Source organism: Cobetia sp. 5-25-4-2 (assembly GCF_013374075.1).
GTDB classification, from domain to species: domain Bacteria; phylum Pseudomonadota; class Gammaproteobacteria; order Pseudomonadales; family Halomonadaceae; genus Cobetia; species Cobetia marina.
The window spans coordinates 972,705-986,295 of the sequence record NZ_BLWK01000001.1 but is presented as its reverse complement, the minus strand read 5'-3'; the positions used below and the strand labels follow the sequence as shown (position 1 = coordinate 986,295).

The 13,591-nt window shown below is 61.8% G+C and carries 14 protein-coding genes; 7 read left to right on the top strand and 7 right to left on the bottom strand.

Annotated elements, in window-relative coordinates; translation table 11 throughout:
* Nucleotides 1–272: 272 nt before the first annotated feature.
* The 3 genes from HXS65_RS04255 (at nucleotide 273) to HXS65_RS04245 (ending at nucleotide 2,451) form a co-directional block, all read left to right on the top strand.
* Complete coding sequence (locus HXS65_RS04255; RefSeq protein ID WP_077376891.1) at nucleotides 273–842, top strand: manganese efflux pump MntP family protein; 570 nt, start codon at nucleotides 273–275, stop codon at nucleotides 840–842.
* A gap of 183 nt (nucleotides 843–1,025) precedes the next feature.
* Complete coding sequence (locus tag HXS65_RS04250) at nucleotides 1,026–1,565, top strand: redoxin domain-containing protein (RefSeq protein WP_077376894.1); 540 nt, start codon at nucleotides 1,026–1,028, stop codon at nucleotides 1,563–1,565.
* Between the two features lie 436 nt (nucleotides 1,566–2,001).
* The gene (locus tag HXS65_RS04245) at nucleotides 2,002–2,451 is read left to right on the top strand and encodes a DUF3455 domain-containing protein (protein ID WP_255303242.1); all 450 of its coding nucleotides are present in this window, start codon (nucleotides 2,002–2,004) and stop codon (nucleotides 2,449–2,451) included.
* Nucleotides 2,452–2,734: 283 nt separating this feature from the next.
* Here HXS65_RS04245 and HXS65_RS04240 read toward each other — a convergent pair whose 3' ends face one another.
* Both HXS65_RS04240 and HXS65_RS04235 read right to left on the bottom strand, forming a co-directional pair.
* Nucleotides 2,735–3,772 carry a hypothetical protein gene (locus HXS65_RS04240; protein ID WP_176493203.1) on the bottom strand — a complete coding sequence of 346 codons (1,038 nt, stop codon included), beginning with the start codon at nucleotides 3,770–3,772 and terminating at the stop codon, nucleotides 2,735–2,737.
* 102 nt (nucleotides 3,773–3,874) lie between these two features.
* Nucleotides 3,875–4,447 (bottom strand): helix-turn-helix domain-containing protein, encoded by a 573-nt coding sequence (locus HXS65_RS04235; RefSeq protein WP_077376906.1) that lies wholly within the window; start codon nucleotides 4,445–4,447, stop codon nucleotides 3,875–3,877.
* A gap of 145 nt (nucleotides 4,448–4,592) precedes the next feature.
* Between HXS65_RS04235 and rhtA the strand changes: the two genes are divergently transcribed.
* Nucleotides 4,593–5,486 carry a threonine/homoserine exporter RhtA gene (rhtA, locus tag HXS65_RS04230; protein ID WP_084208804.1) on the top strand — a complete coding sequence of 298 codons (894 nt, stop codon included), beginning with the start codon at nucleotides 4,593–4,595 and terminating at the stop codon, nucleotides 5,484–5,486.
* Between the two features lie 89 nt (nucleotides 5,487–5,575).
* Nucleotides 5,576–6,115, top strand: coding sequence for a TspO/MBR family protein (locus HXS65_RS04225; RefSeq protein ID WP_077376912.1), 540 nt, complete (start codon nucleotides 5,576–5,578; stop codon nucleotides 6,113–6,115).
* Between the two features lie 163 nt (nucleotides 6,116–6,278).
* Here the strand turns inward: HXS65_RS04225 and HXS65_RS04220 are convergent, their stop codons facing one another.
* Genes HXS65_RS04220 through HXS65_RS04205 form a run of 4 tightly spaced genes read right to left on the bottom strand, consistent with a single transcriptional unit; the run spans nucleotide 6,279 to nucleotide 11,171 of the window.
* On the bottom strand, nucleotides 6,279–7,796 hold the full coding sequence (locus HXS65_RS04220) for an ABC transporter ATP-binding protein (RefSeq protein ID WP_240499535.1): 1,518 nt from the start codon (nucleotides 7,794–7,796) through the stop codon (nucleotides 6,279–6,281).
* Nucleotides 7,793–8,710 (bottom strand): ABC transporter permease, encoded by a 918-nt coding sequence (locus HXS65_RS04215; RefSeq protein ID WP_218015041.1) that lies wholly within the window; start codon nucleotides 8,708–8,710, stop codon nucleotides 7,793–7,795. Before HXS65_RS04215 ends, HXS65_RS04220 begins: the two co-directional genes overlap by 4 nt.
* Nucleotides 8,707–9,633, bottom strand: a complete 927-nt coding sequence (locus HXS65_RS04210) for an ABC transporter permease (RefSeq protein WP_176493202.1) — start codon at nucleotides 9,631–9,633, stop codon at nucleotides 8,707–8,709. The genes HXS65_RS04215 and HXS65_RS04210 overlap by 4 nt, the downstream gene beginning before the upstream one ends.
* Nucleotides 9,630–11,171, bottom strand: a complete 1,542-nt coding sequence (locus HXS65_RS04205; RefSeq protein WP_176493201.1) for an ABC transporter substrate-binding protein — start codon at nucleotides 11,169–11,171, stop codon at nucleotides 9,630–9,632. Before HXS65_RS04205 ends, HXS65_RS04210 begins: the two co-directional genes overlap by 4 nt.
* Before the next feature lie 431 nt (nucleotides 11,172–11,602).
* Here HXS65_RS04205 and HXS65_RS04200 point away from each other — a divergent pair, with 431 nt between their 5' ends.
* A complete protein-coding gene (locus HXS65_RS04200; RefSeq protein ID WP_176493199.1) occupies nucleotides 11,603–12,166 on the top strand; it encodes a GNAT family N-acetyltransferase in 564 nt (187 codons plus the stop codon).
* Nucleotides 12,167–12,259: 93 nt separating this feature from the next.
* Here the strand turns inward: HXS65_RS04200 and HXS65_RS04195 are convergent, their stop codons facing one another.
* On the bottom strand, nucleotides 12,260–13,102 hold the full coding sequence (locus HXS65_RS04195; RefSeq protein ID WP_225347979.1) for an alpha/beta fold hydrolase: 843 nt from the start codon (nucleotides 13,100–13,102) through the stop codon (nucleotides 12,260–12,262).
* 177 nt (nucleotides 13,103–13,279) lie between these two features.
* Here HXS65_RS04195 and HXS65_RS04190 point away from each other — a divergent pair, with 177 nt between their 5' ends.
* Nucleotides 13,280–13,585 (top strand): hypothetical protein, encoded by a 306-nt coding sequence (locus tag HXS65_RS04190; protein WP_077376944.1) that lies wholly within the window; start codon nucleotides 13,280–13,282, stop codon nucleotides 13,583–13,585.
* Nucleotides 13,586–13,591 lie beyond the last annotated feature (6 nt).

The following is a 13,591-nucleotide window of genomic DNA, read 5'->3' as shown; positions in this document are numbered from 1 at the left end:
TCAGACGCTTGTGACACAAGGGGATGAAACGACGAAAGTTTGTTGCTAACATGCCACCAGTTTTTGGGGAGTAGCCCGCTCTCGTTACCCAACGAGAGTCTCGGTTGTCAACATGGTCGGCAGGCATTGCCGTGGCACCGAGGACCCACCTATCCAGATCATGCCCATGATCGGTCAGGACAAGGTTCGGCGAGACCAATGACAGTCAGACGCTTCCGGCCGGTGGTGTCTCGCTGTTATTGACTCGTAACCGGCCTGGAACTTCCTGACACATGCCTTTGCTATCGACATTCCTGCTCGCCTTTTCCATGTCCTGCGACGCCTTCGCTGCTGCCTTGTGCAAGGGTGCGGCCATTCGACGGCCGTCCCTGAAAGATGCCCTGCGCATCGGCCTCATCTTTGGCGTCATCGAAGCCATCACCCCCATGATCGGGTGGCTGATCGGTCGCTCATTGGCCGTCTACGTCGAACAGTGGGACCACTGGATCGCCTTCGCTCTGCTGTTGCTGCTCGGTCTCCACATGATTCATGAGGGGCTCTCCAAGGACGAGGAAGATGAGGATTGCAGCACGCCGCAATCGTTGCCCCGCCTGATGCTGACTGGCCTTTCCACCAGCATCGATGCCATGGCCGTCGGTGCCGGGCTTGCCTTTGCTGGCGTGAATATCATCACCACTGCGCTGGCGATCGGCACCGCCACCTTCGTGATGGCCACCACCGGTGTGATGCTCGGGGGCGTATTGGGCAAGATGGTCGGCAAGCGCGCGGAAATCATCGGTGGCCTGGTGTTGATCGGCATCGGCACGACCATCCTGCTGGAACACACCGGCTATCTTGGCTAAGGCTTTCCCCAGCAGGCCAGAGCCCCCGGCAAGGGGGCTCTGGCCCGACCAGTCCCTGCCCCTGGCGATGGATGCATCTCCGCGTTCCGCCAAGGGTCCCTTGAAAACCCTGACAATGGCGTCATTCAAGAGGGAGATGTGGCGTATCGCACATCTTGATATCCAACAGGGGAGCCAGATTGCATGTATACACGCAAGCTTCATCCAGGTAGTGAATTTCCGGCCATCCAGGTCCAGCGCCACGATGGCGAAACCCTGACGCTCGGCAAGCCCCAGGGCGAGCATGATTGGCAACTGGTGGTCGTCTATCGCGGCAAGCATTGCCCGATCTGCACCAAGTTCCTCAACAAGCTGACGGAATATCGTGAGCGCTTCAGCGCACAAGGCGTGGATCTCGTCGCCGTCTCTGCCGACAGCCAGCAGCAGCTGAACGAGCACCTCGAATCTCTGGATCTCAATTTCCCGATTGCCGGTGGCCTGACGGTAGAGCAGATGGAAACGCTGGGGCTGTTCATCTCCACGCCACGCAGCGAGAAGGAAACCGATCACGATTTCCCGGAGCCGGCCTTCTTCATCGTCAATGGCGAAGGCAAGGTCCAGATCGAAGAAGTCGCCAATGCGCCCTTCGTGCGTCCTGACCTGGACACGCTCATCGGGGGTATCGAGTTCATCCGCAAGCCGGACAACCACTACCCGATTCGCGGCACCCGCGATTACGGCTGAACCTTTCAGGGTTCAGGTCGCGCAGGAAAGTCGCCCCGCAGCCTTGGTGCTGCGGGGCGGCTTTGTATCAGGGCCTTCAAACCTGCCCTGTATCGTTCATCACTCTTTCCTCTTTCTTTCGGCTTCCTTTCGTCTTCCTTTCACCACTCTCTCCTTCCCCCTCCCTTCTTTGATCATCCCGCTCTTACCTCAATCTGTCCTTGCCTCACTCCGCCTGACAAGCCAGAAACGCACCTCGAATAGAAAGCACGAAAAAATCTTGATCCCGTGACATCCAGACGGGAAAGGCCAGCGTTATGAGCAGTGCAAGGGAGACAACGACACACCTGCAACCGCTAGCTGAACCTTATCTGTCTACGGAGTCGTCAAGATGAAAACAATCGCCTGTATCTCTGGTATTTTCGCTGCCCTCGCAATGAGCCCGATGGCTCAAGCCATGGAAATTCCCGAAAGCGTCACGGTGCCGAAAGGCAATGACGTCGCCATGGAAACTGTTGGCGTCGGCAAGATCAAATGGGCCTGTGAAGCAAAGGATGATGGCACCATGGGCTGGGTCTTCAAGGGGCCGGATGCCGCGCTGAATGATGCTGATGGCAAGCAGGTCGGCAAATACTATGGTCCGCCCGCCACCTGGGAATCCATGGATGGCTCCAAGATCACCGGCACACAGCTGGCGGTAGAGCCCAACGGCAAGGGCAATATTCCGCTGCAGCTGGTCGAGGCCAATCCGGCCGAAGGTGAAGGGCATATGCAGGGCGTCACCTATGTACAGCGCCTCAATACCCAGGGCGGTGCCGCTCCTGACATGGCCTGTGATGACGCCCACAAGGACAAGGTCGAAATCGTGATGTACCAGGCCGATTATCTGTTCTACAAGGCCATGTAATCTTGAGCCAGAGATAAAGAAGATTCACCACTCGATGTCGTGTGACAGAGCGCATTGACACAGGGAAGGTGCGATCATGAAAAGCCCCGACATGCAGAAGCATGTCGGGGCTTTATCGTCATCAATCCCGACAGGAGATGGATGATTTCGCCTGGATTTTTTGATCAGTCTCGTCTGGCGACAACGGCGCCATGGCGAAGACAGACAGTCTGCCATTCAAGTGCAAAGCCGTGAGTCTGATTCTCCCGGGCAGTGAGAAAGCTTCTGAGCCGGCGAGCTGCCGTCAGACCAGCGCCAGCATCGTATAGGGCGCTTCACAGGAGTGGCGCTCATCCCGTTCATCCACGCTGCCCAGCTCATGGTTGCGATCATTGTCATAGACCACGAACAGCCGTTCGCGATCCAGTACCGCAAGCCCCTCCGCCTTGTGCTCGAACTCCAGCACGCGACCATCCTCATGCGTCACCAGCGTCGGAGGTTTCCCGGCGTGGAAGTCCGCCAGCGACAGCACCCACAGATATCCCCCGATCACCTCCTCACTGCCCTGCTCGGTCTCGAAGCTGGTCACCAGATAGAGGCGTGCGTGATAGGGATCATATTCCAGGCTAGAAAGACCACACTCGTGATCCACGCCGTCATACTCGGCCGGGTCGAAGGCATAGACGTCGTGAAGCTCCTCGATGAACTCGATGTTGTCGCTGTCGGTCATGGCATAGCGCGCCCCGATGACCCGACGCACATACGCGAAATCATCATGCGAATTGCCTTGTTCCCGCACCCCGAACAGGATCAACCCATCGCCCCTGTCACTCGGGACGACCGCCAGCCCTTCGATCTTGTAGTACGGCTGGCCAATGGCCGTTTCCAGCTTCTGACGAAACTCCAGTGAGCCCTCGACCCCGTCACGCGGGTCCGGGTTGACCACCTGTACCTTGTCGGGTTCGCCCAGCGGCCAGATCAACAGGTGGTTGTAGGCATTGAGGGCATGGCTCTCGCTGTCGATGCGATCAAACCCGGTAGTCGCCAACATGTGACGCCCATCGGTAGTCAGCGCGAAGTCTTCATACTTGACCGCCTGACGGATCAGCGGGGTGGTCAGATACTCAAGCTGGCTATCATCCGGCCCACTGGAATCCAGCGGCAATGAGAAGACGGCTGAACGCCCCTCGCCCGGAATCGGCTTGTCACTCGCCATCAACAATCGCTCACCGTCATAGGCCACGGCGGAAATCTCGGCATTCACCAGCTTGCCATCCTCATCCTTCAAGCCTGCCGGAAAACAATGGATCGTGCCCTGTTGCGTGATACGTACCTTCGCCATCCGTTGCTCCTCGAAACGAAACATCATGACAATGGGACAGGCCAGGCTGGATTGAGTTCGGGGCGAATACTGCAAGCTTGAGAGGACATGGCCCGGCAGCAATCAATGCATCACATTGCGAATGAAGCGCAGCATGTCAGTGCCGGTGTTGCGGTAGGCATAAGCCTGGTCACTGGGATAGACATGAAAATCGCCGGCGCGAATGACGATGTCCTCGCGTTCTAGCGTCAATGTCAGCTCTCCCTGGGTGACCACCAGCATCTCGTGCCAGCCGGCATCATCCGGGGCGGAGTCGTAACGCTCGCCGGGGGCCAGAGTCCAGCTCCATAACTCGACTTCCTGTGTGGCCGGCTTGCTGGCCAGCAGTACGGCTCGGCTCTCAGGTGCCTTCCCGACCCAGGCCACCTCATTGATACGTGCCGAATCCTCGCTTTCCGGCGGCTGCACCAGCGCGTAGAAGAGCACCCCGAGCGCCTCGGCGAGCTTGTCGAGCGTGCCGAGGCTCACATTTACGTCACCCTTCTCGATGTTCACCAGCATCCGCCGACTGATCTCGGCCTGATCCGCGAGTGCCTGCTGGCTCAGCTCGGCCGCCAGCCGCAGGCGGCGGACGTTGGCCGCGACGTGAACCAGTACATCAGGTCTCTGATTTTCGTTGTGCAATATAATGCGCATCCGTACAATCTTGCCGACGACGAGGAAGTGGGGGCATAACGCCCGGCCCGCCTCCTCCCTTGCTACCTCATTGTCCACGAATCATGCCGCATGTGTTGCTGACTGACCATGCCCATCACCCACTGGATCACTCAAGGAGACCCCCATGTCCGTTGCTGTCGCAGCCTCCTCTTCTCGTCTGTGGCCCGTCGCCATGCTGCTGGTCGCCATGTGCTCGATCCAGAGCGGTGCTTCGCTGGCCACTTCCCTGTTCCCGATGATCGGCGCGGCGGGCGCGACGGCGATTCGTCTGATCATCGCCTCCGTTCTGCTGCTGGCCATTCTGCGCCCATGGCGCAAGGCAGTGACACGCAAGGCCTGGAAGTCCATCACCCTCTATGGCGTGGCGCTGGGCGTGATGAACCTGCTGTTCTACCAGGCCCTCAAGACGGTGCCGCTGGGTATCGCCGTGGCACTCGAATTCACCGGCCCGCTGGCCGTGGCATTGTTGAGCTCGCGTCGTTGGCTCGACCTGGGCTGGGTCGCGCTGGCCATCATCGGACTGGTACTGCTGTTGTTGCTGGGTGAGGACACCGCCGCGCCGATCGATCCCGCCGGAGCCGCCTTCGCCCTCGGCGCCGGCGTGTGCTGGGCGCTCTACATCCTGTTCGGCCAGAAGGCCGGGGCAGGCAACGGTACTCAGAGTGCTGCGTTGGGCATCACGATCGCGGCGGTGGTGGTCGCACCCATCGGCGTGATGGAGGCGGGCAGCGCCATGTTCTCACTCGAGATATTGCCGCTGGCCTTGGCCGTCGCCGTGCTCTCGACCGCCCTGCCCTATACGCTCGAGATGATCGCTCTACCGCGCCTGCCCACCCATACCTTCGGCACCCTGATGAGTCTGGAGCCGGCCGTGGCGGCGCTGTCCGGGCTACTGTTCCTCGGCCAGACACTGGGCCTACTTCAATGGCTTGCCATTGGACTGGTGATCACCGCCTCGGTTGGCACGACGCTGACCGGTCGCCGCACGGACGTCTTCGACGCCCCGATACCGGACTGAACAACGTGTGAGTCATGGTCGTTTCTCATGGCCCAGCGTGGTATATCGTTCTTTCCTTCATCACGTCCCATGAAAGCAGGAGGCAGCCGATGACCTTGCAGCGTTCACCGTCCTCACCCCCCACCGCCCTGCGCGCCACCGTGCAGATGGGAATCTGGTTCGGGCTGAGCTTTCTCACTGCCGCCATCGGTGCACTGGCTTCGGTAGATGCCAAGGCCTTCTACGCAAGCCTCACCCAGCCGGCATGGGCACCTCCGGCAGGCGCCTTCGGACCAGTCTGGACGGCGCTCTTCGTGATGATGGCACTCGCCGCCTGGCGGGTCGCGCGCGACGGTCTGCATGCCAGCAACGGTTTCCGCTCGCGCCATCGTCTGGCGCTCGGACTCTTCGTGGTGCAACTGATCGTCAATGCCCTGTGGAGCTGGCTGTTCTTTGCCTGGCATCTCGGTCAGGCGGCCTTCATCGATGTGCTGGTGCTGTGGACGCTGATCGCCATCACCATGTTCACTTTCTGGCGCATCAATCGCTTCGCCGGGCTGTTGATGCTGCCCTATCTGGCATGGGTGACGCTGGCCAGTGCGCTGACCTGGTCCGTCTGGCAAGCCAATCCCGCCTTGCTGGGGAGCTGAGCGCTGCGCACCGTGAGCCTCTCGCCCTGACGAACACACCAGATACGCCAACGCCCGGCCGACACTCTGCAGGAGTCTCGGCCGGGCGTTGGCGTATGAAGCACTGTCTTTTGAATCGTCCTCTTGCTGTCGCGACCCTGCCGCCATGGGCTCTGATGAGTGATCAGAGCTGCTGACGCGCCTTCAAGCGACCTTCCTCCACCACCAGCACGCGATCCGCGACCTTGCGCAGCAGCGCCGCATCATGACTGACCAGCACCAGCGCCGTACCCTGCTCCCGCACCATCTTCACCATGCAGGCGATCACCTCCTGCTGGACCAGCGGATCGAGGCGTGAGGTCGGCTCATCGGCGAACACGAAGCGCGGCTTGATCAGCATCAGACGCAACAGCGCGAAACGCTGCAGCTCGCCACCCGAGACCTGTCCCGGCAGACGCGAGAGCAATTCCGGCGCCAGGCTCAGTTGCGCCATCAGCTGCGCAAGCTGGCTGTCATCGAGACGATGGCGTGCACTGAGATCCTTCAGCAGGCGGCCCAGTGTCCGGCGTGGCGGGAAGGTCGCCACGGGGTCCTGATAGAGCTTCTGATACTCAAGCATCTCGGCGCTGCGCACCACTTTCCCTGAATACGGAGCCAGCAGGCCGAGCAGCGCATCCCCCAGCGATGACTTGCCGCAACCTGACGCGCCCTGGATGCCGATGATCTCACCGCCCTTCACGCTGAGCTCCACGTCACGCAGCAGCGAGGTGCCCCCGCGCGCGATGGTCAGATTCTCGGCGCGGAGGATGGTATCGCCTGCCGCCTTGCCATCACGGCTTGCACTGTCCGCTGCCGGCTTGAAGGCGGCCTCCGGCCAGGCCTGCGGCGCGGCATTCACCAGGCGCTGGGTATAGGCATGTGTCGGCGCGGCCAGCACGTCACGCGTCGCGCCCTGCTCGATCACTTCGCCCTTGCGTACCACCATCAGGCGGCCGCCGATCTGGTGCGCCAGCGCCATGTCATGGGTGATGACCATCAAGCCGGCACGCGGTGTCTCGGCCAGTGACTTGAGCAGCAGCTCGCCGATCTCGCTGACGCGGGCGGCGTCCAGCCCCTTGGTCGGCTCGTCGGCGATCAACAGCGGCGCGCCGCCGGCGCGGGCGGCCGCGAAGGCCACACGTTGCGCCATGCCGCCGGACAGCTTGCCCGGCAACTGCTCGCTGGCGGCAGCGACGCCGAGCTGCTCCAGGTCACTGCGCGCGGCCCCATGAGAGGCCTGCGCCGAACGCCTCGCGACCAGACGATATGCCTCACTGACCTGACGAATCACCTTCATCAGCGGGTCCAGCGCCAGCCAGGGCTCCTGGGGCAATACCGCCAGGCGGCGACCCCAGAGCGGGCGACGATTCTCTGGCGTGTGCAGAGGATATTGCTCGCCGTCGAGCCACAGGCTGCCGGAGGCCACAAGCTCCGGAGGCAGCGTGCCCAGCAGGGCCTGAGCCAGCAGACTCTTGCCGGACCCCGTCTCACCGATCACCACTAGTGGCTCGCCCGCCTTGAGCGCAAGCGAGACAGGCGCCAGCAGCGCCGTCTGCGCGCCCTGAACCCGCACGCTCACGTCCTCGGCGCTAAGCACCGCATCATCCGTCGTTACCCCATGCTGCGAATGAGAGGCAGGCGTGGTCATTGTCGCGACATTCATGGGCGCGCTCCTTCGAGGGTGTCTGCGGCGGTTGACGTTCTGGCCTTGCTGCCGGACATCAGCAACAGCCCCAGCAACAGCAGGAAGGTGACCAGCACCGGCGTCAGCAGCGCGAACGGCGCTTCACGCCAATACGGCAACAGCTCGACCATCATGGTGCCCAGCTCCGGCGTAGGCTCCGGAATGCCGACGTGCACGAAACCCAGCGCGGCAATCGCCATCAGGGCGTTGGCCATGCCGAAGGCCATCGCCGTCATCATCACGGGCGCCATTTCCGGCCACAGGTGATGACGAAAACGGTACCAGGCCCCGAAGCCCAGCAGACGGCTGGCCTCGACGCCGGGACTCGCCAGCACGCTGCGACCGGTGGCACGTGCCAGGCGGAAGAATTCCACCCACAGCACCAGCGACAGGCCCAACCACAATGCCAGCGGCGTCGACGGCAGGATGACGCTGACCATCAGCACCAGCAGCAGCCCCGGCAATGCCAGCAGGCTATCTGCCACCAGGCTCAACAGGCGCTCGGCCCAGCCACCGCGTCCCGCGGCCAGCAGGCCCAGCGAGATGCCTGAAAACGCCGCCAGAATCACCGCCCCCGCAGCGATGGACAGCGACAGCCCGAGCGCCGCCACCAGACGGTGATACAGGGAGCGCCCCAGATGGTCATAGCCCAGCGGGGCGCTGGTGATCACCTCACCGGCATCAGAGACACCGACGGCGTCCGCGCCCTGCAGCGCACGATAGAGATGCTGTTCCAGCGGGTCCCCCGGTATCACCAGATTGCCCAGCAGAGCCAGCAGCACGAGACTCGCGACCATTGCGGCCCCGATCACCCGACGCAACGGCCAGTCAAGACGTGGACGACGCACGGCGTCCACGCGCTGCGGCGCAAGCCCTTCCACCACCTGATTCATTTCACACCCCGTGGGTCCAGTTGGCGACCCAGCAGATCGACCAGCAGATTGATCACGACAAAACCGACGCCCAGCACCAGGGCGGTGCCCTGCACCATCGGCACATCGCGCGAGAAGATGGCGTGCACCAGCGCATGGCCGATACCCGGCCAGCCGAAGATGCTCTCGATCACCACCACCCCTTCCACCAGGGTCACGAACTGCAGCCCCAGGTAGGTCACCAGCGGCAAGGCCACATGGCGCAGGCCGTGACGCCAGAAGGTCTGCGCATTGCTGAGGCCCTTCCAGCGCGCGAAATCATGGAAGGCCGTCTGGGTGACGGCGGCCATGGCATCGCGTGCCAGACGTGCCGATACCGCTGCCAGCCCGAGCGCCAGCGTCATCGCCGGCAGAATGAAGTGCTGCGGCTCACCGTGACCGGCGGCCGGCAGCAGGCCCATCTCCACCGAGATCAGCAGGATCAGCACCAGCGCCAGCAAGAACTGCGGCGTGGCGCGCAGCAGACTGCAGACGGCCAGCAGGCTTCGGTCCAGCCAGCCACCGGCACGCAGACCGGCCAGCAGCCCCAGCGGCGGGCCGATCAACAGCGAGATGCCCAATGCCGCGCCGGCGAGCGACAGGGAGTTGCCCAGCTGATGACGAATCTCCACCCACACCGATTCCCCGGAAATCAGCGAGGTGCCCAGCTCCAGGCGCAGGATATCGCCCAGCCAGTAAAGGAAGTGCAAGCCGCCCTGTGCCTCGAGACCCAGTTCGGCGCGTACCGAGGCCGCAGCGGCCGCATCCAGCGCGTCATAACCATAGCGACCGGCCGCAATGCGCCAGGCGGCATCGCCGGGCAAACTCTGCATCATCAGATAGCTGGCGCCGCCGACCATCAGCACCACCATCAATAGCTGCAACAGACGTGAAGGGAGATTCATGGTGCCCACCGCAATTCTGAAAGGCCGAAACTACGCTCCCAGGGGTCTACCTGAGCGCGTTGCAGTCGATGAGAGATCGCCAGGTTCTGGTAGTACCAGGCGATGGGGATCACGGGTAATGCCTGCTGGATCACGCCACTGGCCTGCGCTCGCGGGTCCTGCCCTTCAGGCGTGGGCTCGTAGCCCTCGCGTGCCATGCGCTCAAGCTCTGCGGTGAAGTCTGCATCGAACCAGCCCATCGCGCCCCAGTCGCCACCGGGGGCTTCAGGCGTTCCCGCGTAATCGCTCAGCACGTTGCCGATGGGGTCCGGCACCATGGCCAGATTGCGCGCGAACAGCGCCATGTCGAGGCTGCCGTCGTGGTGGCCGGCCGGAATCGCCGAGAAGTTGGTGATATCGAGGCGCGTCTGGATGCCGATGGCGTGGAACTGACGCTCCAGCACCGTGGCCACCAGTGGCAGCTCCGGACGGTCCGAGAAGGTGATCAAGCTGATCGCGAGGCGCTGACCGTCCTTTTGACGAACGCCATCCTCGCCGACGGTCCAGCCAGCGGCGTCCAGCAATGTACGCGCTTCAAAGACATCCTGATGGAGCTCGGGCAGCGCGGGGTCATGCCAGCCTTCCACCATCGGCGGGAACAGCTGGCTGGCCCCGCGCGGATATCGCAGCACGACCTGCGCGATGGCGGTGCGATCGATCGCCAGGCTCAAGGCACGCCGCACATCAGGGTCCTGGAAGGCCGGATGATTGGCGTTGACCTTCAACAGCATCGTGCGCGGCGTCGCGGCCGCCGCCAGGGTCACGCGCGGCGACTTAGAGAGACGCTGACGACTGGCGGGGTCCAGCCCATAGGTGAAGTCGGCATCTCCGCTCTCGGCGATCAATGCCCTGCCCTCGGCGCGACTGACCGCCTGATAGCGCGCCTGACGCACCTCGGGCTGCGGGCCCCAGTAGTCCTCGAAGGCGGTGACTTCCAGGCTCAGCGGCGGCGTCATGCGCAGCATGCGATAAGGGCCGGTACCAATGACCTGCTGGGCAGTGCCTGACTCATCGAAGGACGCCGGTGCCAGAATCTGCTGGCGATAATCGGCCAGATAGGCGGGCAACGCGGCGAAGGGCTCGCTGAGTTTGATCAACAGGGTCCTTTGATCTTCCGCGACGATCCGCTCGATCAGCACCGACTTCAACAGACCCGGCTTGGCACGGGCGATCTCGAGACTCTGACGCGCGACTTCGGCATCCAGACGGCTGCCATCATGGAACTGCACGCCGGAGCGCAGCGTGAAGCGCCACTCCAGGCCATCATCCGAGACCTTCCAAACGGTCGCCAACCCCGGCTGTAGCTCTCCCGTGGCATCCACCTCGACCAGTGTCTCGACGATCTGCATGCGCTGGAAGAGAATGCCGCTGAGCAGCGGGTCCGCCCCCTTGATGTCAAAGGGCGCGACGATCTCCAGACGACGCGACGTCGCCTGCTCATCGCCCGAAGACTGAGCGGATGCCTTGACGGCCTGAGGCATGCCAAGACCGAGCATCATGAGCGTCATTCCCAGCCAGCACGTGATCTGCTCACCCACGGGCCGGGAATGCCTTGCAGATCGGGAAAGATCAGCCGACACGGGAGCTGTCAGAGAGCGGAAAAGCGACTTGTACCATCGCCGTTCAGCGTCAGGAGGCCTGAGCCTGCTCAGAGGGTGGACCATCGTCATTGCGCATCCTGTCAAAAAGACATGTTCGCTGCCGTTAGACAGCGTGAGAAAAGCGCAATGTTATAGTATAACGAACCAGCGTTGGCAATCCCGAGCGGCATCTGGTACTGGACAGGCATTCACTTGTCAGGCTGTCCTGAAAACCTGAAGATAGTGCGCTTGAATTAGCACTCACTAACTGACTGGATGGTCGGCCTGCAGAAATTGCAACGTGACGGATGCTACTCCCTGACATAACTCTCAAAAGAATCGGAAGGATCATGGATGATCTCAGCATTTCCCCCATCTACGACACACCTGCCAACCGCTACCTGAATGCAGCGGCGCAACGGCTGAGTTGTGGCAACATGCTCGCGACCTACAAGCGTCATGGTTTCCATTGGGATGCAGAGCAATTCGAGGAAAAATGGCAGGACAACAAGAACTTCGCCGTGCGCCTCAATGGCGAATGGATCGGCTTCATCAGCCTCAAGTCGCTGAAAGACATGGTGTATCTGCGTGACCTGCAGCTGGTGGCCCAGTGGCAGGGACGCGGTATCGGCTCCACCTGTCTGAGCTGGTTGATCGATTGCCTCAGCAAGCGTCAGCCCCACGACACCCTCCTGCGGCTTCGGGCCTTCTCCGACAGCCCGGCCATCGCCCTGTATGAACGCCATGGATTCGTGAGACTCGAGGAGCCCTTCACCCCGACGCGCGCGGGAGGCATCATCGCCATGCAGCGCAAGGTCAAGACGGGGGCCAGGGCCATGACATCCAGTGAGATGTCTTTGCACCCTCTTCGCCATGACGCCATGGCAGAAAGCTCGGCAGCGTCTCTGCAATGACGACAAAACCGCCCGGTCTCATGACCGGGCGGTTTTGTTTGCTCTCTGGGATGGCGCCCGACACCCCGCTTGGGCATCGGGGCTGGCCATCTCTCAGCGTGCGAGGAAGTCCAGGATATAGCGCACGGTATCCTGCGGCTTTTCATCCGTCACCCAGTGACCGGCGTCCTTCACCCAGATCAGCTCGGCACCCGGGATGGCATCTGTGAGCATCGGGGCGTAATCCGGCTTCTGGAAGTTGTCCTTGTCGCCCCACAGCACCAGAGTCTTGATCTCGATATTCTTGAGCTCACCGGCAATGGCCTGGGTGTATTCCTTGTTGAGACGACGCATGTTGCGGAAGAAGGCTGCCTTGCCTTGCTCGCTGTTCCACTGGGACACGTAGCGCTCGACCATCTCTTCGGTCGCCACCGCCGGATCATGCACACCACTGGGCATGAAGCCGCGCATGGTGCTGATGAATTCCTCGACGCTGGTGGCTTCCTCGACGCCCGGCTCCAGCAGCTGCTTGAACTCCGGAATCGGCCAGGAATCGAAGCACACGCTGTCGATCAGCACCTGGCGACGAACGCGCTCGGGGTGGTTGACCGCCATCAGCTGACCGATACCCCCACCGATATCATGCGAGACGACATCCGCACTCGCCACACCCAGTGAATCCATCAGCTTGATGAAGATGCGTGTCTGGGCATTGATGGAAACATCAGCATCCACCGGCATGTCCGACTCGCCATAGTTGAGCATGTCCGGGGCGATGACCCGGTAATGTCTGGCCAATTCCGGCATCACATCGCGCCACATCAGCTTGTTGGTCGGAATGCCGTGAATCAACAACAGCGGCTGACCTTCCCCCATTTCCTTGTAGGCAATGCGGTGACCTTCGATCATCGCATAACGGGTTTCCAGGGCTTCCATTGTCACGTTGTCGTGGCTCATTGCTGACCTCCTTGCTTGCTCGATTCTCAATCACGGCCTCGGCGATCTCGATTGCCGAACCTTGTGCGCCGTGAACGTGGTGTCACCTTACGGATTCCTGAGCGATCACTCAAGCACGATTTTGATTGATTGCTCAAAATACGTTTCAATAGCCGCAATCTTCAAAGGGAAAGCCCAATGGCCCGTGTCATCAACCGTAGTCTGCTCGATCTTCGCCGCCTGACCATCAATCTGGTGACCTACCCCGAGGGCCACAGCGTGATGCGTCATAACGACCCGATGGGTAGCGGCAGCTACTACAAGCTCAATATCGTGCTCAAGAAGCCCCGCCAGGGCGGTGTCTTCGAGACCGATGGCAGCATTTTTTGCCTCACGGACCGCGTGGTGTTCTTCCGCCCCGACCTTCACGAACACAGCGTCAGCCGCATCGAGCGCGGCAAACGTGTGCTGTTGAGCATCGCCTTGCACGCGCCCTGGCGCTGATCCGCA

Coding starts and splice junctions, on each gene's coding strand:
- HXS65_RS04255 (WP_077376891.1), top strand. CDS start 273: ATGCCTTTGCTATCGACATTCCTGCTCGCCTTTTCCATGTCCTGCGAC.
- HXS65_RS04245 (WP_255303242.1), top strand. CDS start 2,002: ATGGAAATTCCCGAAAGCGTCACGGTGCCGAAAGGCAATGACGTCGCC.
- HXS65_RS04215 (WP_218015041.1), bottom strand. CDS start 8,710: ATGAATCAGGTGGTGGAAGGGCTTGCGCCGCAGCGCGTGGACGCCGTG.
- HXS65_RS04240 (WP_176493203.1), bottom strand. CDS start 3,772: ATGGCGAAGGTACGTATCACGCAACAGGGCACGATCCATTGTTTTCCG.
- rhtA (WP_084208804.1), top strand. CDS start 4,593: ATGTCCGTTGCTGTCGCAGCCTCCTCTTCTCGTCTGTGGCCCGTCGCC.
- HXS65_RS04235 (WP_077376906.1), bottom strand. CDS start 4,447: ATGCGCATTATATTGCACAACGAAAATCAGAGACCTGATGTACTGGTT.
- HXS65_RS04205 (WP_176493201.1), bottom strand. CDS start 11,171: ATGATGCTCGGTCTTGGCATGCCTCAGGCCGTCAAGGCATCCGCTCAG.
- HXS65_RS04210 (WP_176493202.1), bottom strand. CDS start 9,633: ATGAATCTCCCTTCACGTCTGTTGCAGCTATTGATGGTGGTGCTGATG.
- HXS65_RS04190 (WP_077376944.1), top strand. CDS start 13,280: ATGGCCCGTGTCATCAACCGTAGTCTGCTCGATCTTCGCCGCCTGACC.
- HXS65_RS04200 (WP_176493199.1), top strand. CDS start 11,603: ATGGATGATCTCAGCATTTCCCCCATCTACGACACACCTGCCAACCGC.
- HXS65_RS04250 (WP_077376894.1), top strand. CDS start 1,026: ATGTATACACGCAAGCTTCATCCAGGTAGTGAATTTCCGGCCATCCAG.
- HXS65_RS04195 (WP_225347979.1), bottom strand. CDS start 13,102: ATGAGCCACGACAACGTGACAATGGAAGCCCTGGAAACCCGTTATGCG.
- HXS65_RS04225 (WP_077376912.1), top strand. CDS start 5,576: ATGACCTTGCAGCGTTCACCGTCCTCACCCCCCACCGCCCTGCGCGCC.
- HXS65_RS04220 (WP_240499535.1), bottom strand. CDS start 7,796: ATGAATGTCGCGACAATGACCACGCCTGCCTCTCATTCGCAGCATGGG.